The sequence below is a fragment of the Rhodococcus sp. BP-261 genome (assembly GCF_019835205.1).
Taxonomy (GTDB): Bacteria; Actinomycetota; Actinomycetes; order Mycobacteriales; family Mycobacteriaceae; genus Rhodococcoides; species Rhodococcoides kyotonensis_B.
In genome coordinates, this window is record NZ_JABUCO010000002.1 from 237,069 (window position 1) to 254,166 (window position 17,098).

At 64.9% G+C, this 17,098-nt stretch carries 18 protein-coding genes; 2 read left to right on the forward strand and 16 right to left on the reverse strand.

All coding sequences use genetic code 11. The features are described from left to right. Positions 1 to 106: 106 nt before the first annotated feature. Positions 107 to 901 carry a HugZ family protein gene (locus HQ354_RS03375; protein ID WP_068431119.1) on the forward strand — a complete coding sequence of 265 codons (795 nt, stop codon included), beginning with the start codon at positions 107 to 109 and terminating at the stop codon, positions 899 to 901. A 6-nt stretch (positions 902 to 907) separates the two neighbouring features. Here HQ354_RS03375 and HQ354_RS03380 read toward each other — a convergent pair whose 3' ends face one another. From HQ354_RS03380 to HQ354_RS03415, 8 genes are all read right to left on the reverse strand, one after another. Next, positions 908 to 1,564 (reverse strand): nitroreductase family protein, encoded by a 657-nt coding sequence (locus HQ354_RS03380; RefSeq protein WP_068431122.1) that lies wholly within the window; start codon positions 1,562 to 1,564, stop codon positions 908 to 910. Between the two features lie 108 nt (positions 1,565 to 1,672). Continuing rightward, complete coding sequence (locus HQ354_RS03385; protein ID WP_068431125.1) at positions 1,673 to 2,485, reverse strand: ATP-binding cassette domain-containing protein; 813 nt, start codon at positions 2,483 to 2,485, stop codon at positions 1,673 to 1,675. A 6-nt stretch (positions 2,486 to 2,491) separates the two neighbouring features. Continuing rightward, positions 2,492 to 3,550, reverse strand: a complete 1,059-nt coding sequence (locus HQ354_RS03390; protein ID WP_068431127.1) for an ABC transporter permease — start codon at positions 3,548 to 3,550, stop codon at positions 2,492 to 2,494. A gap of 64 nt (positions 3,551 to 3,614) precedes the next feature. Next, positions 3,615 to 4,655, reverse strand: a complete 1,041-nt coding sequence (locus HQ354_RS03395; protein ID WP_068431130.1) for a substrate-binding domain-containing protein — start codon at positions 4,653 to 4,655, stop codon at positions 3,615 to 3,617. A 152-nt stretch (positions 4,656 to 4,807) separates the two neighbouring features. Further along, positions 4,808 to 6,136 (reverse strand): hypothetical protein, encoded by a 1,329-nt coding sequence (locus HQ354_RS03400; RefSeq protein ID WP_068431133.1) that lies wholly within the window; start codon positions 6,134 to 6,136, stop codon positions 4,808 to 4,810. Further along, positions 6,133 to 6,549 (reverse strand): hypothetical protein, encoded by a 417-nt coding sequence (locus HQ354_RS03405; RefSeq protein ID WP_068431136.1) that lies wholly within the window; start codon positions 6,547 to 6,549, stop codon positions 6,133 to 6,135. Before HQ354_RS03405 ends, HQ354_RS03400 begins: the two co-directional genes overlap by 4 nt. After that, positions 6,546 to 6,767 (reverse strand): hypothetical protein, encoded by a 222-nt coding sequence (locus tag HQ354_RS03410; protein ID WP_068431138.1) that lies wholly within the window; start codon positions 6,765 to 6,767, stop codon positions 6,546 to 6,548. The genes HQ354_RS03405 and HQ354_RS03410 overlap by 4 nt, the downstream gene beginning before the upstream one ends. Beyond that, the gene (locus tag HQ354_RS03415) at positions 6,764 to 8,665 is read right to left on the reverse strand and encodes a hypothetical protein (protein WP_068431141.1); all 1,902 of its coding nucleotides are present in this window, start codon (positions 8,663 to 8,665) and stop codon (positions 6,764 to 6,766) included. Before HQ354_RS03415 ends, HQ354_RS03410 begins: the two co-directional genes overlap by 4 nt. A gap of 285 nt (positions 8,666 to 8,950) precedes the next feature. Here HQ354_RS03415 and HQ354_RS03420 point away from each other — a divergent pair, with 285 nt between their 5' ends. Then, positions 8,951 to 10,345, forward strand: coding sequence for an NAD(P)/FAD-dependent oxidoreductase (locus tag HQ354_RS03420; protein WP_068431144.1), 1,395 nt, complete (start codon positions 8,951 to 8,953; stop codon positions 10,343 to 10,345). A 28-nt stretch (positions 10,346 to 10,373) separates the two neighbouring features. On the opposite strand, the gene HQ354_RS03425 is transcribed toward HQ354_RS03420, so the two are convergent. From HQ354_RS03425 to HQ354_RS03460, 8 genes are all read right to left on the reverse strand, one after another. Beyond that, positions 10,374 to 10,760 carry a helix-turn-helix transcriptional regulator gene (locus HQ354_RS03425; protein ID WP_068431147.1) on the reverse strand — a complete coding sequence of 129 codons (387 nt, stop codon included), beginning with the start codon at positions 10,758 to 10,760 and terminating at the stop codon, positions 10,374 to 10,376. Then, positions 10,757 to 11,422 carry an urease accessory protein UreD gene (locus tag HQ354_RS03430; protein ID WP_167675900.1) on the reverse strand — a complete coding sequence of 222 codons (666 nt, stop codon included), beginning with the start codon at positions 11,420 to 11,422 and terminating at the stop codon, positions 10,757 to 10,759. The genes HQ354_RS03425 and HQ354_RS03430 overlap by 4 nt, the downstream gene beginning before the upstream one ends. Next, a complete protein-coding gene (gene ureG / locus HQ354_RS03435) occupies positions 11,412 to 12,104 on the reverse strand; it encodes an urease accessory protein UreG (RefSeq protein WP_167675902.1) in 693 nt (230 codons plus the stop codon). The genes HQ354_RS03430 and ureG overlap by 11 nt, the downstream gene beginning before the upstream one ends. 34 nt (positions 12,105 to 12,138) lie before the next feature. Next, positions 12,139 to 12,795: an urease accessory protein UreF gene (locus HQ354_RS03440; RefSeq protein WP_068431155.1), complete on the reverse strand. Its 657-nt coding sequence runs from the start codon at positions 12,793 to 12,795 to the stop codon at positions 12,139 to 12,141. Then, positions 12,792 to 14,513, reverse strand: a complete 1,722-nt coding sequence (locus tag HQ354_RS03445; RefSeq protein WP_068431158.1) for an urease subunit alpha — start codon at positions 14,511 to 14,513, stop codon at positions 12,792 to 12,794. Before HQ354_RS03445 ends, HQ354_RS03440 begins: the two co-directional genes overlap by 4 nt. Next, positions 14,513 to 15,145, reverse strand: a complete 633-nt coding sequence (locus HQ354_RS03450; RefSeq protein WP_114330977.1) for an urease subunit gamma — start codon at positions 15,143 to 15,145, stop codon at positions 14,513 to 14,515. Before HQ354_RS03450 ends, HQ354_RS03445 begins: the two co-directional genes overlap by 1 nt. A 118-nt stretch (positions 15,146 to 15,263) precedes the next feature. After that, positions 15,264 to 16,547 carry an aldolase/citrate lyase family protein gene (locus HQ354_RS03455; RefSeq protein WP_167675904.1) on the reverse strand — a complete coding sequence of 428 codons (1,284 nt, stop codon included), beginning with the start codon at positions 16,545 to 16,547 and terminating at the stop codon, positions 15,264 to 15,266. 5 nt (positions 16,548 to 16,552) lie between these two features. Beyond that, the gene (locus tag HQ354_RS03460; protein WP_114330975.1) at positions 16,553 to 16,978 is read right to left on the reverse strand and encodes a PaaI family thioesterase; all 426 of its coding nucleotides are present in this window, start codon (positions 16,976 to 16,978) and stop codon (positions 16,553 to 16,555) included. Between the last annotated feature and the right edge of the window lie 120 nt (positions 16,979 to 17,098).

A 17,098-nucleotide genomic window follows, 5' to 3' on the forward strand; every position in this document is an offset into this window, starting at 1 on the left:
ACCAGTGACGACCAGGCCAGCGTAGTGACGGCTCGAGGAACATGGGTACGGTTTCGCGTCGCGGAGCCGGTCCTATTCCGGCAGGTGCAGTACGTACACTTCGTCCATGGCACTCGACCACGGTGATCCCGGTGACGCACCCTCGACTCCTCCCCCGCTGACCGAGACCGAAACGGTGCGACGGCCCACCGCGGCCGAAGAAGCCCGAACCGTTGCCGCGTCGACCAACATCGCGACCCTCGCGAGCCTGACGGCAGACGGCGACCCATGGGCGTCGTACATCACCTACGGGCTCGTGGACGGCTCCCCTGTCCTGTGTGTGTCACGGATGGCCGAGCACGGGCGCAACCTTCTGCACGATGCGCGGGCGAGCCTGGCCATCGTTGCTCCCGAGTCCGCGAGCGATCCCCTGTCCGTCTCTCGGGTGACGTTGGCGGGCGTCGTCGAGTCGCCACGTGACGACGAACTGGACGCGGCCCGCGAAGCCCACCTCGCGGCGGTACCCGCAGCGAAGTACTACATCGACTACAGCGACTTCACGCTCTGGATTCTGCGTGTCCACCGGGCGCGGTGGGTCGGCGGGTACGGCCGCATGGATTCGGCGACCGCCGAGGACTACGCGGCCGCAGCCGCGGATCCCGTTTCGCCGCACGCCGCGTCGGCGATCACGCATTTGAACGACGACCACGCGGATTCACTGCTCGCCATGGCGCAACGTCTCGGCGGTTACCCCGACGCGACCGCGGCAACCTGCACGTCGGCCGACCGCTACGGTCTCGATCTCAGCGTGCGGACGCCGCGCGGCAATGCGACGACGCGCGTCGGATATGCACACCCCATCGATGCGATCGACGAGCTTCGTTCGGCGACAGTCGAATTGGCTCGACGCGCGCGAGGATGAACGCATTCACCACTTGTCGATGTGCAGAACGGAGTCGATCGGTTCCCGGGGCGCGGGCTTGAACGTCTCGCCGGTGAAGTACGCCGTCGGCATCAACGCTGCCTGGTGGAAGCCTTGCGGAATGCCGAGAAGGTCGGCCACCTCGGCTTCACGCGACAGATGCAGTGTGGTCCACGCCGTTCCCAGACCTCGCGCACGCGCAGCGAGCGAGTAGCTCCAGACGGCGGGCAGTAGCGATCCCCACAGTCCCGCCTGATTGCCTGCGGGCAACTCGACAGCTCCGCGGATGCACGGAATGACCAGGACCGGAACCTCGCCCATGTGCTCCCCCAGCCACGCGACACTGTCTCCGACCCGCCGCTGGACCGGAGCTCGGTCGGGGTCGTCGGAGAACAGCTTCGCTGCAGAACCGCGGGAGTCGAGGTACTTCTCGACTTCCTCGCGATAGATTTCGCCCAGCTGAGCGCGCAGCGATCTGTCGGTCACCACCATCCATTGCCAGCCTTGACGGTTCGAACCCGACGGAGCCTGCAGGGCGATCTCGAGACATTCGCGAATGAGTTCGACGGGAACCTCTTTGGACAGGTCCAGCCGTTTACGCACGGTCCTCGTGGTAGTCAGCAGCTCGTCGGGTGTCAGGTCGAGAACAGGAAACGACGTCATTCCTCGAGTGTGTCACCGACGGGTCGACGACTCAAAGACGTGGCCTCCGACCCGTGCGCGGATAGTTGTAGTGGGGTGTAACTATCCGCGCACGGGCGCGTCAGCGCACTACCGCCGTAGTTCGTGGGTGAGGGTGTCGAGTTCGTCGCCGCCTGCCATTTCACGGGTCAGATCATCGAGGCTGATCTCGTCGTAGGTGCAGTCGAGTTTCTGGCGTCCTCGGTTGAGCAGGACGAAGTGGTCACCGACCATGTAGGCGTGGTGCGGGTTGTGGGTGATGAACACGACCCCGAACCCTTGTTCCTTCGCCGCGGAAATGTACCGCAACACCATCCCGGACTGCTTCACACCCAACGCGGCGGTCGGCTCGTCCAGAATCAACACCCGCGCACCGAAGAAAATCGCCCGCGCGATCGCCACACACTGACGCTGACCACCCGACAACGATCCGATCGGGGCGTCGACGTCGGGCAGATCGATACCCATCTTGTGCAGCTCTTCGATCGTCGTCGCCCGCATCGCCGCCGCATCCAGGGTTTTGAACGGACCCTTCCGCAATTCCTGGCCGAGGAAGAAGTTCCGCCACACCGGCATCAACGACACCACAGCCAAATCCTGATACACCGTCGCGATGCCCTTCGACAGAGCATCTTTCGGAGAATCGAACTTGGTGTCGACACCATCGACCAACAACTCGCCCTCGGTCTGCTGGTGCAGACCGGCCATGATCTTGATCAACGTGGACTTACCCGCACCGTTGTCACCGAGCACACCGGTGACCTCACCGGCACCCACGCGCAGATTGATGTCCTTCAAAGCAATGATGTTGCCGTAGGACTTACCGACACCCTTGAGTTCGATCAACGGGGTCTTCCCACCCGACGGCGGAGTGCTGGTAGGAGTTTCAGCATGTGTGGTCATGACCGGTCACCTTTTCGCTGCATAATTACGGAAGCTGTTGTTGGCGATGACGGCGAACAGCAGCATCGCACCGAGGAAGAACTTGAACCAGTCCGGATTCCAGCCGGCATAAACGATGCCCTGGTTGGCCATACCGAAGATGAACGCACCGATCATCGCACCGACGGTGGTGCCGAAACCACCGGTCAACAAGCAGCCACCGATGACCGCGGCAATGATGTACAAGAACTCGTTACCCACACCCTGGCCGGACTGGACGGTGTTGAACGCGAACAACAGGTGCATACCGACGAACCAGGCACAGAACCCGACGAACATGAACAACCCGATCTTCACCTTCGTCACCGGCACACCGATCGCGCGGGCGGAATCCTGATTGCCGCCGACGGCGAAGATCCAGTTGCCGATGCGGGTCTTCATCAACACATACGTCGAGATCGCGGTGAACAGCAGCCACCACACCACCGTGATCCGAATCGACACACCGCCGATGGTGAACGAGGACGCGAACACCTTCTTCGCCGAATCGAAGCCGGCCATGTCCGAAATCGACGGGGTCGCGACCTGACCGGTGACCATCTTGGTCACCGCAAGATTGATACCGGTGAGCATCAGAAAACTAGCGAGGGTGATCAGGAACGACGGGATCTTCGTCTTCATCACCAGATAACCGTTGAAGAAACCGACGGCGAGGGCGAGTACCAGCGCGAGGGCCGAGCCGAGCCACACGTTCAGGTGCAGGTTGTAGGCGATCATCGAGGCCATGATCGAGGAGAACGTCACCGCGACACCGGTCGAGAGATCGAACTCGCCACCGATCATCAACAACGACACACCGATCGCCATGATCCCGATCGTCGACGACGCATACAACACCGTCGCCAACGCCTCAGGAGACCGGAACGGCGGCGCAACGATACAGAAGAACACGAAAATAGCGATCGCACCGAACAGGGCACCGATCTCCGGACGAACCAGCAACCGCTGCAACGGCTTCTGCTTCTTCACCCGCTCATCGGTGACCACAGTGTGCTTCGACAGATCCAAATCGGCCTGTGTACTCATAAGATTTCCCTTTCGCGCTGGACGAAAGGTGGCCCGGCCGGCGACAGCCGGGCCACCGACGGTCCTAGCGAGTTCCGTTCTTGGCGTACTCGGCAATTGCGTCGATGTTGGAGGAGTCGATGAACGCAGGACCGGTCAGGACCGGGGTGCCGCCACCGATGGTGTTGCCGTTGTTCAGGTACAGCCACAGCGAGTCGACTGCGAGGTAGCCCTGCAGGTACGGCTGCTGGTCGATCGCCCACTCGACGTCGCCTGCCTTGATGGCGTCGACCAGAGCGGAGTTGGTGTCGAAGGTGACAATCGTCGCGTCGCTGCCGGCGTTGGCCTTGGACTGCACCGCGGTAAGTGCGATCGGTGCGCCCAGAGCCACGATGTGATCGATGCTCGGATCCTGCTGCAGCTTGGCCGTGATGGTCGCCTCGACGGACGGCATGTCCTTGCTGTTCACGTTGAGGATTTCGGTGGTGCCACCGGTGAAGCCCTGCGTCACACCGGCGCAACGGGATTCGAGGGCAACCTGTCCCTGCTCCTGGATGATGCACAGCGTCTTACGTGCACCGTCGGCAGTCAGACGTTCTCCGGCGGCACGGCCTGCGATGGTCTCGTCCTGGCCGAAGTACTGCTGGACGCCCTGGTCCTTCCACGAGTCGTAGCCCGAATTGAATGCGACGACGGGAATGCCTGCGGCGGTTGCGGCTTCGACGGCAGGCGCCATGGCGTCGGGCTTCGCGAGGGTGACAGCGATCCCGTCCACGTCCGAGTCGATCGCGCTCTGAACGAGGTTGGCCTGGTTGGGAGCCTCGGGGTCTGCGGAATAGCGGAGCTCGATGTTGTCCTTCGCCGCTGCAGCCTCGGCGCCCTTCCGGATCAGGTCCCAGAACGTGTCACCGGGAACCTCGTGGGTGATCATGGCAATCGTCGCGCGAGGGGTGTCGGCCGTTCCGGCGTTGGATCCGCCGCCGGAGCTTTCCGGCGCACCGCCGGTGCTCGAGCAACCCGCCACGACGACGGTGGCACACAGCGCCAGCCCGATGGCGGCGCCCGAAGAGCGCAGCCTGCGGAGCGAACCCGGACGGCCAGTGCCGCGACTCGTGTGAAGTGTCATCAATTCTCTTTCTCGACGCCGGACCTAATGGCCCGGTGGTGAATCAATCGATGGTGCGATCAATATGTAAGCCACATCACAGCCGAATGTCAAGCATTTGTCCTGACATTAAAAACTCTCGCGTTCCGACGCCCGTCTCGCCGCGGTGCCGTTCAGCCTCCGAACAGCAAGAACAAACCTCCGAACGTGAAGAAGACCATCAGAACCATCAGCGCAAGTTGGCCGGTCAGACGGTGGTCTTTCGGCAATATCCTGAGCGACGCATCGTGTGCCCCGGAGACCCCGACGATGTGTCCCGCAAGCACGCACAGGACCTTGACCGTCGAGACGACGCCAGGGTGTTCCGACAGGACGTACGACACTTCCCAACCCTGCTGACCGACGAAGTTCCATCCCCGATGGAAGGGGTCCGCAAGGAGCAGTACGGTCGCCTGCCCCTTCTCGACGAGGTAGGTCAAGTAGTGAGCGAGTACGTAGCCGAACACGATCGGAACCAGCGAATGAACCAGCAGCCCCGGCAGTGTCGCGCGCTGCGCGGAGGTCACGCCTCCCGTCGCCCGGCTGCACAGCCAGAACGAGACACCGACGAACGAAACCAGCGCCAGCAATCCCCCGGTCCGCCACAGCATTGCCTCGGTGCTCGTCGACGACATGTCGTCGACGAGGTTGCGCCACGCGGGGAGTTGCGACGCGCTGTCGAACGCCGTCGACCCGAGCAATACTGCGACGACTGCAACCGAACCCGGAAGGACCGGCAGAGACGGCAAGCCGTTCAACGGATTTCGTAGAATCAGTGCCCTGTCCGCCGGGCTACGCGCCAGAATCGCGAGCCTGGAGATCGTATCGCTGTACTTCTCGAAGGGATCTGCGTTCTCGAACCACACACGTCCGAACACGACGCCGCCGACGATCATGACGAACACGTATGCGAGACACCAGGTTCGGATCGCGCCGAGTGATCCGGGGTCCGCGGACGCCAGCTCGAGCCAGACGAACGCGAACAGTCCGGCAGCGGAAGGCCAGGCGCCCCACCGTTTCGGGTAGGGCACCAGCATGCGGTCCGGCGACCGTCCGATCGCTCGGCATGCCAGGGTGTGCACCGTCCGCACCGGCGAGACCATTCGCCACACCGGTCCGAGTAACGCCGACACGACGGGAACGCCCACCCAAAGCAGCACGTAGAAGACTCCCGGCAGCGCGTTGGACGCGTCGTCCGGGCCGGTGATCGCGATCCAGACGACGAAGACCGTGAATGCCAGCGCTACGAGTCGGATCGCCGCCCGAGTAGTGGTCGCGTCGGCGACTCGGGTGACTCCCGCCGGAATCGTCGCCCACCGACGCGACGGATTCAATCGTGGTGTGCGCCAAGCGAAGATCAACACCGCGAACGAGATCGACAACGCCCACGCGCCGCCGATCAGAACGAAAGTGACCGGAAGCGGTAGGTCGGTGGATCCGCCGAGGCCGTGAGCGAGGATCACGGCCTGACGACGAGTGTGGCGATCGTCCGGTCTGCGTCGTGTAGTTCGAGAGCGACCTGTCCCGGAACGTCGACGGTGAACTCGAAGAGCTGTCCCTTCGTCGGCGCTATGTCGAACGAGTGCTCGGGCACCGAGTGGACGTGTAGTTCGTCCTCGGCGTCGCTGTCGACGCGCACCGTGACCTTCTCGCCCACCGACCCGTCGACGCGTTCGTTCGTGGGCGTGACCGAACCGTCCGCGATCACGACGTCGATGGTCAGCGAATCGGGTTCGGCCGTGACCGCAGACGTGGCGGCGGACGCCGACGTCGAGGTGACGGCCCCGTCATCGTCGTTCGACTGGCCGGACGAGCATCCGACCGCCAGACACAGCATCGCGGCGCCCGATATCGCGGCGCAGCGGACGTACTTCATGAACTCTCCTCGTCGTGGTGATCGTGCCCGGCGGGTCCTTCGCCTCGTGGCGTGCCCTCTGCTTGTTCGTTGCGTTCGGCGCGGCGGTCCTTGGCGACGACGTACAGGACCACCGCGACGATGACGAACGCCGGAATCAGGGCTGGTAGAGCGAGCACCACCGAATGGTCGGCCAGGTAGACGACGTTGTCCGGTGGTGTCGTCGCGAAAGCGGTCATGTTCGGCTCGGTGTCTTCGCGGTCCGTGCGTTACGAAGTGAGTTGCGTGGGGTGACCTCGCTGATGCGGACCGTGCCCCACGCCAGCGCCCACACGAGCGCCAGCGTGCAGACAAGAACCACCAGCGATGCCGCGCCGAACAGCCACGACGGGTGATCGAAGTTGCGTTCACGCTGCAGCAGTGTGATCTCCGAGACCAGATCGCGTGTGAACTCGGCGTCCGCGGACACTTCCGGCGCGCCGATGCCCGGGTCCGCGGCCATGAACACCGGTGCGGCGGTGAGCAATCGGCCGTCGTGGACGCGGAGCACCGTCTTCCACGTTCCGTCGACGGGCACAGGCTTGGTCGACCGATACGTCCCAGGGCCGGTCTGCTCGAGCTTGTCGACGACCAGGCCCCGCAACGTGTCACCCGCGCCCTGCCACGCCAGGATCGCCAACCATTCGGGATCGTCGCTGACGAGGTCGGGCGGGTCGATCGTGACGTCCGCGGTGACCATGCGGTAGCCGTCGACCGGCGGCGCGTCGGTGAGGCGGACCGTCGCGGTGGCGTCGGTGGGGACGTCGAACATCAGACCATTCGCAGTCGTGCCGGCGAGCGCCAGAATCATCGCCAGCACGATGCTGCGACGGACCGCCGCGCGGGGTAACCCGTCGCCGCTCAGCGCCTGGGCGAACAGTCCGGCGCAGAGTCCGGTCGTGATGCCCACCGGGACCGTCATCAGCAGCGTGTCCGCCCACATGCTCGACGTCCACGGAAAGATGTAGACGGCGTCGACCCACAGCGACTCGCCCCAGATGCCGATCGTTCCGACGCCGAGGCCTGCGACGGCTCCGAACAGCAGACGACGCCTGACCAACGGAGTCAACGCGATCAGTTCGACGACGATCGCAGCACCCAGATACAACGCGAACACGTTGTGCGGTTGGCCGAACACCGGCCCGACGAGCAGGGCCGTGATCTCGCGAACGACGGCCGCGAACGCCACGGCGAAGAGCGCGGCACCGGGGCCGACCATGAGACGAGCGGCAACCAGCGCGAACGCACCCGCTCCCGCGATCAGCATCGGCTGGAAGATCAACTGGAACTGTTCGACTCCGAAGTCGAACTCGATCTGGAACACCGACAGACCGATCACCAGGCCGCCGAACGCGGAGCTCCGCAGAAGCCAGGTGACGACAGGACTTTTGTGCCAGCGGGGATCCGGGCCGTCGGCGTCGGACCCCATCGCGATACGGCCCTCGTGTTCGAGAAGGATCACGCCGACGAGCGACAGCCCCGCACCGCCGATCAACATCAGGTGCGTCGGACCCCACAACGTGACGTCCTGGCCGAAGATGCGGTGCCAGATGTCGTCGAGCGGGAAGCCGATCAGTGCATACAACCCTGCCCCGGCGATGAGGACACCACCGGTCGGCACGTACCAGGTTCGCGTCAGCTTGATCGCCGCACGGCCGGGCTTCTCGTCGAGCGGGAGGATCATCGCCAGTGCGCCGGCGATGAAGAGGAAGAACAGCCCGACGAGGATGAAGTAGTGCGCTGGGTTCGCGAGGGGTCCCTCGTCGCGCCCTTTCCCGATGTGCAGGCTGACATCCCAGATGAAGCCCAGGAACGCCGTCAGGATCGTCGATACGAACATCACCAACGGCAGCGCGGCCCAGCCCGGCAGGTTGGCCTTGCTGCCGGCGAAATCGGCAAGGCGTCCCAGCCAGGTGATCCGCCGAGTACGGTGCAAGAAGGCGAGATAGAGCAATCCCAACGAGATCACTCCGGCTGCCGCGCTCATGCCGAAGACCTGGTCGAGCGCCGCACCTCCACCTTGCCCGCCGCTACCTTGAGCGACGACGGTCGTCGGCGCCGCGTTGAGGTTACTCGCGGTAACACTTATCTCGAACATGGTCAGAGTATGTACCGCCTCTGCTCGAAAAACCAGAGTTTCGTCGTATTGCTCGACGCCACCCGCCGGTCGTATGTCCGGTGGTCACCGCACGTGTCGTTCTGAAGCGATCCAGTAGCTTCGACGCAACCATCGACGACCGCGCCGAAGACGCCGCCCCAGGTCAGTGGCCCTGCGGCATGTCGTCAGCAGCTAAAATGCCTGCCGCATGGGAACCTTGCCGCGACGACGAATCCGATGGCGACTACCGTTGCGTGAGACATCGCAATCTCTAGGGAGCAGGTAATGAGCATCCAACCGGTCGAATCGAAGCGTCATCATGTCGTCGTCATCGGTTCCGGATTCGGAGGACTATTCGGCGTCAAGGCACTCAAGAAGGCCGACGTCGACATCACGCTGGTCGCCAAGACCACCCACCACCTGTTCCAGCCGCTTCTCTACCAGGTGGCGACGGGCATCCTCTCCGTCGGCGAGATCGCGCCGACCACCCGAGTGATTCTGCGTAACCAGAAGAACGCCGAAGTTCTGATGGGTGAGGTTCTCGACATCGACCTCACGGCGAAGACGGTCACGTCGAAGCTGCTCGAGCGTGAGACGGTGACGCACTTCGACAGCCTTATCGTCGCGGCGGGCGCCCAGCAGTCCTATTTCGGAAACGACCACTTCGCCGAGTTCGCACCCGGCATGAAGACCATCGACGACGCGCTCGAGCTGCGCGGAAGGATCCTCGGCGCGTTCGAACAGGCCGAGCTGTCGAACGACCAGGAAGAGCGCGACCGTTTGATGACCTTCGTGGTCGTCGGCGCAGGCCCCACCGGCGTCGAGCTGGCAGGTCAGATCGCCGAGCTCGCGGACCGCACCCTCGACGGTGCCTTCCGCAACATCGATCCGCGCGACGCACGCGTCATCCTCCTCGATGCCGCTCCTGCCGTGCTGCCCCCGATGGGCGAGAAGCTCGGCAAGAAGGCAGCGGACAAGCTCGAGAAGCTCGGCGTCGAGATCCAGCTGAACGCGATGGTCACCGACGTCGACAACGACGGTCTGACCGTCAAGGAAAAGGACGGCACGACGCGTCGCATCGAGGCGCAGTGCAAGGTGTGGTCCGCGGGAGTTCAGGGCAGCCCCCTCGGCAAGCAGCTCGCAGATCAGTCCGAGTCGGAGACGGACCGTGCCGGTCGCGTCATCGTCGAGCCCGACCTGACTGTCAAGGGTCATCCGAACGTCTTCGTCGTCGGCGACCTCATGTCGGTTCCCGGCGTTCCCGGTATGGCTCAGGGCGCCATCCAGGGTGCGACGTATGCAGCCAAGCAGATCAAGGCATCGTTGAAGGGCGCCGACGCGACGCAGCGCGAGCCGTTCAAGTACTTCGACAAGGGATCCATGGCCACGGTCTCGCGCTTCAACGCGGTCGCCAAGGTCGGCAAGCTCGAATTCGGTGGCTTCATCGCCTGGCTGATGTGGTTGGCTCTGCACCTGTACTACCTGGTGGGATACCGCAGCCGCATCACGACCGTCATCTCGTGGTTCGTGACGTTCCTCGGCCGCGGTCGCGCGCAGATGGCGTCGACCGAGCAGCAGGTGTTCGCGCGACTTGCCATCGAGCAACTCAACTCGCTGGAGCCGTCACCTCCGGCGGTCGACGGTGACGGCAACCGTCGTGAGGAGAAAGCGGCCGGCTAGCCCGCCCGACGCTGCACCGAACTCGGCGTCACTCGTGCCCGTGATGGGCATGGGTGGCGCCGAGTTCGTGCAACATGGAGTGCACGATGTCGTCGTCGAGCCGGTACGACATCTTCTTCCCGTCGCGCTGAACCGCCACCCACCCCTCGTTCCGGAGAAGTCGGAGTGCGTGGGACACCGACGTCGCCGACATGCCGAGCGCCGCAGACAGATCCGACACGCAGATCCCCGGCGCGCGGTGCATGCACAGCAGAATGCGCAGCCTCGTCAGGTCGCCCAGAAGGTCGAAACGCTGAACCCAGTCTCCGATGTCGTCGACGGCATCGAGTGCGGCTCTGGCCTGCGCTACGTGTTCCGGATCGAAGGCTTCGGTCGAGTCGGTCGATGCCGGATCGGCAGTGGACGGGTCGGTCATGGCACCAACGTTAGTGCGTCGAGCGCGGGACCGGTGCTCGTCGTCAAACTCCCTCCCGCGGCCAACGGCATACGGACGGCGGAACTGCCGACGGCCCCGGCCGGTCGATCGTCCGGATACACGAGTATGCTGGACAACGACCGCGGCGCGGACAACACGTCGTGTCCGACCGTGCCGACGCCCAATTCGACGCGGTGACGGAGATGAGCGTGTCCGTCCACATCGGTGTGCATCGTTCCGATCCACCGACCGAGGTTCTCGCCGACACGCCCGATCTGGACGCGCTCGCGATACTCGATTCGCGACGACGCAGCGAACTCGATCCGCGTGCGAGTGTGATGTATCGCGTTGCCCGCGACGACCATCGGCTCGGGATCGAAGACGAGGACGCCTCCCTCGTCCACGCTCACGAGCCATTCCGCATTCGACTCGACGACCGACCGGCCGGGAAGCGCGACCGACGCGGCCACGCTGTGCAGCGACAGCGTGGCACCGGCCCCGACGACGATCCTGATGCACAGAGTGTCGCCGCCGAGAGGCGTTGCGGCAGTACCGATCATGTGGACGGTGTCCGGACCCGTCAGACGCGCGGCCAACCCACCGACTGCGTCGATCCTCGGACTTCGATCGGCGGACGCGACGATGGTGAGCTCAGTGCGCATCGGCCGCGGCCGACTCCCGCAGCTGCGTTCTGATCCATTCGAGCACCAGCGACGCCGACGGATCCTCGGTCAGCGAGACGAGAGCGGTAGGGCGGCCTTCCCGAACGCGGACGGCGTCGTTCTCCATCACGGTCAGGTCGGCGCCGACGAACGGGGCCAGGTCGGTCTTGTTGATCACCAACAGATCCGAGTAGGTGACGCCAGGTCCGCCCTTGCGCGGAACTTTGTCGCCGCCTGCGACGTCGACGACGAAAATCTGCACGTCGATCAGTCCCGAGGAGAACGTGGCGGTCAGATTGTCTCCACCCGACTCGACCAGGATCAGGTCCAGCGGCGGGTTGCCCTCCACCAAGTCGTCGATGGCATCGAGGTTGGCGGTGATGTCGTCGCGGATCGCGGTGTGGGGGCACCCACCGGTCTGCACGGCCGTGATGCGCTCGTCGGGCAGCACGGCATGACGCCGCAGGAAGTCGGCGTCCTCCGTCGTGTAGATGTCGTTGGTCAACACCGCGAGCGACAGCTCGTCACGTAGTTCCCGGCACAGCGCCGCCACCAGAGCGGTCTTGCCGGATCCGACGGGTCCGCCGATTCCGACGCGCAGCGCCTCCCCGGGAATGCGGGTCCGGCGCGGTCGGTCGTGGCTGTGGTCGTGCGGTTCGCCGTCGATCAGATGCGGAGGCATGGGTTTTCCGCCTTTCTTGTGGTGTGCCGATCGGTCAGGACACGAACAGAGGTCGTTCGCGAAGGGCATGGGACTCGGACAGGACGTCGAGCAGTGGATCGGACAGGTCGACCAACTCAGGATGCGTCGACACGACGACATCGGTGACCTCGTCACACGTGCGTGCCAGTCGCAGCGTGCAGGCGGCCACGTCCGATGGATCGAGGGCGAGCAGCCGCTGTGCCGCAATCGCCGACCCGGTCATCGTCGTGTAGATCTGAACCGCCGCGATGTCGCGATACGACAGGCCGGCGACTCGGCCGACGAGTCCGGCCACGACCGGTAGGTGCGGTCGGCGGGCCACGCCGTTCCAATCATGTTCGGGCCACGTCGTTTTCGCGAGCCTGAGCAGACCTCTCCCCTGCGCCCGTGACGCACCACGCGCTGCAGGCGACGGAATGCGCGCGTCCGTCTCGGCGTCCGCGGTCGTCGGGTCGAGCAGCCCGGCGCAGACCGAAGCGGCGATCGACGCACCCACGGCACCGCTTGTACGGAGACGACGGTTCAGGAATGCCTCGACCGTCGGCAGGTCGCGGACCACACCCTGTTCGACGGCTTCCTCGACGCCGCCGGAGTGCACGTGGCCCCCGGTGGGCAGGCGCGAATCGGCCAGGGTGAGAAGCGTCGAAACCTGAGCTGTCACTGCACTCAAAACAGGAAATACCTTTGCGCCATGGGCAACTCGGTGGCCGGCTGCTCGGTCCAGACCTCACCGTCGATACGCACGGTGAACGTGTCGGGATCGACCTCGATCCGCGGTTGCGCGTCGTTGTGCGGCATGTCGGCCTTTCCGACAGCGCGCACGTTACCGACCGGGACGAGCCTGCGGTCGCAGTTCAACCGGTCCGCCAAACCGTCCTCGATGGCCTGCGGGGCGACGAAGTGCACCGACGTCGCGGCCGCTGCCTTCGCGGAGGCACCGAACATCGGACGCGGCAGTTCGGGCTGAGGGGTCGGGATGGATGCGTTGGCGTCACCCATCTGGGCCCACGCGATCATGCCGCCCTTGATCACCAGGTGGGGCCGGACACCGAAGAACGCCGGATCCCACAACACGAGGTCGGCCAGCTTGCCCGGTTCGACCGAGCCGACCTCGTGATCCAGCCCATGAGCCACCGCAGGACAGATGGTGTACTTCGCGATGTAGCGCATGACGCGGGCGTTGTCGGCGCGGACATCGCCCGACAGGTAGCCGCGACGCTTCTTCATGACGTGCGCCGTCTGCCACGTCCGCAGTACGACCTCACCGATACGACCCATCGCCTGCGCGTCGCTGCCGATCATCGAGATGGCGCCCATGTCGTGCAACAGATCCTCGGCAGCAATCGTCGACGGCCGAATCCGGCTCTCCGCGAACGCGAGATCCTCCGGAATGGACGGGCTGAGGTGATGGCACACCATCAGCATGTCGAGATGCTCGTCGAGGGTGTTGACGGTGTGCGGCCGCGTCGGATTCGTGGAACTGGGCAGCACGTACCCCTCGGACGCGACGGTGATGATGTCCGGCGCGTGCCCTCCGCCTGCGCCCTCGGTGTGATAGGCGTGGATGCCGCGACCCTTGATCGCGGCGAGCGTCGTCTCGACGAACCCTGCTTCGTTCAGAGTGTCCGAGTGCAGCGCCGCCTGGACCCCTGCCTCCTCGCACACCGACAGGCACGCATCGATCGCCGCGGGCGTCGATCCCCAGTCCTCGTGCAGTTTGAACCCCGAAGCGCCTGCGCGCAGTTGCTCCCACATCGCATCGCGGCTGACCGTGTTGCCCTTGCCGAGCAACACGATGTTCATCGGCCAGTCGTCGAGCGACTCGAGCATGCGCGACAGGTGCCACGCGCCCGGCGTCACGGTCGTCGCCTTGCTGCCCTCCGCAGGCCCCGTGCCACCCCCGATGACCGTGGTGATGCCGCCTGCGAGTGCCTCGTCCATGATCTGCGGGCAGATGAAGTGGACATGGCAGTCGATTCCGCCTGCGGTGAGAATCTTGCCGTTGCCCGCGATGATCTCCGTCGACGGCCCGATCACGAGATCGGGATGCACCCCGGACATCGTGTCCGGGTTACCCGCCTTGCCGAGCGCCACGATTCGGCCGTCGCGAATTCCGACATCGGCCTTGACGATGCCCCAATGGTCGACGACGACCACTCCGGTGATGACGGTGTCGGGTGCGCCGTCGGCACGCGACGCGCGGGACTGTCCCATCGATTCGCGAATGACCTTGCCGCCACCGAACACGGCCTCTTCTCCGGCCAGACCGGGTCCGCCACTGCGATCCTCGGTGATCTCGATCAGAAGATCCGTGTCCGCCAACCGGATTCGGTCACCCGTCGTCGGTCCGAACAGTTGCGCATAGCGGGCTCGACTCAGGTGCGCCATCAGGCATCCAACTTTCCGGGAGGGTTCATGCTCAGCCCGTGCACTTCTCGTCCGCCGGCGAGGGGGACCAACTGCACCGTCATCGCGATGCCGGGTTCGAACCGCACTGCCGTGCCTGCGGGAATGTCGAGTCGCCGCCCGTACGCGGCGGCGCGGTCGTAGTCCAGTGCCTCGTTCGATTGCGGGAAGTGCACGTGGCTTCCGACCTGGACGGGTCTGTCCCCGGTGTTGACGACGTCGATCGTCACCACGTCGGCGCCTTCGTTGATCTCGATCGTTCCGTCCTCGGTGATGATCTCCCCCGGAACGACATGGCCGTCACCACGCTTCGGCGAGATCGGCTCGTGCACGGTGATGAGCTTCGTTCCGTCCGGGAACGTCGCTTCCACCTGCACTTCCGGAAGCAGTTCCGGTACACCGCCGATGACGTCGTCTGCCGTGAGAACCTCACGACCCGACACCATCAGTTCGGCCACCGAGCGACCGTCACGCGCCCCCTCGAGCAGATGATCGGTGATCAGAGCGATCGCCTCGGGATGGTTGAGCTTGCGCCCGCGAGCCTGGCGTTTTCGAGCCAGCTCGGCTGCATAGCTGAGCAGTAGGCGATCCTGCTCGTGCGGAGTCAGCCGCATCGAATCTCCATCCCTCTCACGCGAACACCGTCGGGCGTCCACGCTAGTACCGACGCAGACCCACTCGGCGCGCGGGCGATGCTGAACGCCAGGGTGTTTCGCGGTGGAAACCCAGGTTTTACACGCTCGAAACAGGACCGGCCGGAGCGCCGGCGGTACCGTCGGACCGATCGAGAAGGCTGCGGAGCGACGCCCGCGTGATCGACGACGACACGTCCGACAACTCCCGTTCGGTCACCGCCCCGGAATCGAGGCCGCGAACGAGCACTCCCGCGAGTGCCTGTGCGGTCGCGGGCTCGTCCATGATGCCGCTGTCCTGTCGACTCAGATAGGCCGCCACCCGTGACGCAGCGGTCGGCATCGCGTCACGGAAGAATCCGAGCGTCGCCGCCCACCGCGTCACGAGGTGCCCCGGGTGCATGTCCCACCCCTGGTAGAACCCACGCTCGAGCGAACGGGTGACCAGACCGAAGTGCCTGCGCAACGCCGCCTCGATGTCGGCCTGCGAGCCGGTCGGGACCACCTGAGTGGATCCGTCGCACACCCAGACGCCGGTCTGCGCCGCCGCCGCGAGCATCACGTTCTTGGCGTGATCGGCCACCGGATGCGCCAGCGACTGCTGAGCGGACGTGATTCCGCACGCGGCGCTGTAGTCGTAGGTTCCGTAGTGCAGAGACGTGCATCTGCCGTCTGTCAGGCGCAGTGCCCGCGCGACGGTCGCCGTACCGTCGGGACCCACGACGGCCTGGGGACTCTCGATCTGCAACTCGAAGCGCAGCGCGTGATCCGTCAGCCCGTGCGCACGTTCGAGCTCCTCGCACAGTGCGACCACCGCGGTGACTTGTTCGGCCACACGCAGTTTCGGAACCGTGAAGACGAAGCCGTTCGGGACACCGCCCGCACCATCGAGAACCAGTTCGAGTGTGCGAACGGCACGTCGCCGTTCGTGGGCGGCAAGTCCTTTGGGCCGGATGCCCACCCACGAAGGACCCGTCGGATCCGCCGCCAGCGCGGAAAGAACCTGCCCTGCGTGACGTGCATCGCGGTCCTCGTCCTCGTCCGAACGCCAGCCGTAACCGTCCTCGAAATCGAGCCGAAGATCCTGGATCGGCGACGTGTGCAGGACATCGCGGACCGTCGTCAGAACCCCTGCGGCGTCGAGGGATTCGACGACGTCGGCGTGCGCGTCGACGAGACGGGCTGCCTGACTACCCCACTGCTGCGGGATGCCGACGTCGGCGACCGACGCGGGTACGTACACGGTGTGGATCGGCTGACCGCCGATACGGTCACCGGGATAGTCACGGGCGAGTTGCTCGTCGACGGGGCGGAGAATCGACTCGATGCGGCCGAGGGCTGCACCGTCCAGCCTGGTGTCGAAATATTCGGCGTCTCTCGTCACGCGCCCTAGTGTCCCAGAACTGCCGTGTCCACGATGTTCGCGAGACGGACCTTCCCCTGCGCGACGGCCTTTCCTGCCTCGTCGACGATGTCGACCCGCCACAGTTGTTGCGTACGACCGCGATGCACCGGTACTGCCTCGGCGGACAGCGTGCCCGAACGTGACGCACGCAGGAAGTCGGTGTTGTTGTTCACGCCGACGACGTGGCCACGATCCCCCAGCCATACGCTCGCGCCGATGCTGGCCAGCGACTCGACCACGGAACAGAGAACTCCACCGTGCATGATTCCTGCAGGCTGATGCAGGCTCGGCGTGACGTCCCAGCGCGCACGCACGCGGTCGGCGGTGACCTCGGTGTACTCCAACCCGATCGCACCGTCGAAGCCACGCGAACTCACTTCGGTGATCGCAGCTACATCGCCGCTCGCCATCACGGCCGCGTCGACGGTGGGTCCTGGCTCGCTCATCGAATCTCCTCAAGCTGGTCCTGGTGTCACGACGGTTCGAACACCGACGAATCCAGAACTACACGAGGACATCTGCACATGGAT

Coding starts and splice junctions, on each gene's coding strand:
- HQ354_RS03375 (WP_068431119.1), top strand. CDS start 107: ATGGCACTCGACCACGGTGATCCCGGTGACGCACCCTCGACTCCTCCC.
- HQ354_RS03380 (WP_068431122.1), bottom strand. CDS start 1,564: ATGACGTCGTTTCCTGTTCTCGACCTGACACCCGACGAGCTGCTGACT.
- HQ354_RS03385 (WP_068431125.1), bottom strand. CDS start 2,485: ATGACCACACATGCTGAAACTCCTACCAGCACTCCGCCGTCGGGTGGG.
- HQ354_RS03390 (WP_068431127.1), bottom strand. CDS start 3,550: ATGAGTACACAGGCCGATTTGGATCTGTCGAAGCACACTGTGGTCACC.
- HQ354_RS03395 (WP_068431130.1), bottom strand. CDS start 4,655: ATGACACTTCACACGAGTCGCGGCACTGGCCGTCCGGGTTCGCTCCGC.
- HQ354_RS03405 (WP_068431136.1), bottom strand. CDS start 6,549: ATGAAGTACGTCCGCTGCGCCGCGATATCGGGCGCCGCGATGCTGTGT.
- HQ354_RS03410 (WP_068431138.1), bottom strand. CDS start 6,767: ATGACCGCTTTCGCGACGACACCACCGGACAACGTCGTCTACCTGGCC.
- HQ354_RS03415 (WP_068431141.1), bottom strand. CDS start 8,665: ATGTTCGAGATAAGTGTTACCGCGAGTAACCTCAACGCGGCGCCGACG.
- HQ354_RS03420 (WP_068431144.1), top strand. CDS start 8,951: ATGAGCATCCAACCGGTCGAATCGAAGCGTCATCATGTCGTCGTCATC.
- HQ354_RS03425 (WP_068431147.1), bottom strand. CDS start 10,760: ATGACCGACCCGTCCACTGCCGATCCGGCATCGACCGACTCGACCGAA.
- HQ354_RS03430 (WP_167675900.1), bottom strand. CDS start 11,422: ATGCGCACTGAGCTCACCATCGTCGCGTCCGCCGATCGAAGTCCGAGG.
- ureG (WP_167675902.1), bottom strand. CDS start 12,104: ATGCCTCCGCATCTGATCGACGGCGAACCGCACGACCACAGCCACGAC.
- HQ354_RS03445 (WP_068431158.1), bottom strand. CDS start 14,513: ATGGCGCACCTGAGTCGAGCCCGCTATGCGCAACTGTTCGGACCGACG.
- HQ354_RS03450 (WP_114330977.1), bottom strand. CDS start 15,145: ATGCGGCTGACTCCGCACGAGCAGGATCGCCTACTGCTCAGCTATGCA.
- HQ354_RS03460 (WP_114330975.1), bottom strand. CDS start 16,978: ATGGCGAGCGGCGATGTAGCTGCGATCACCGAAGTGAGTTCGCGTGGC.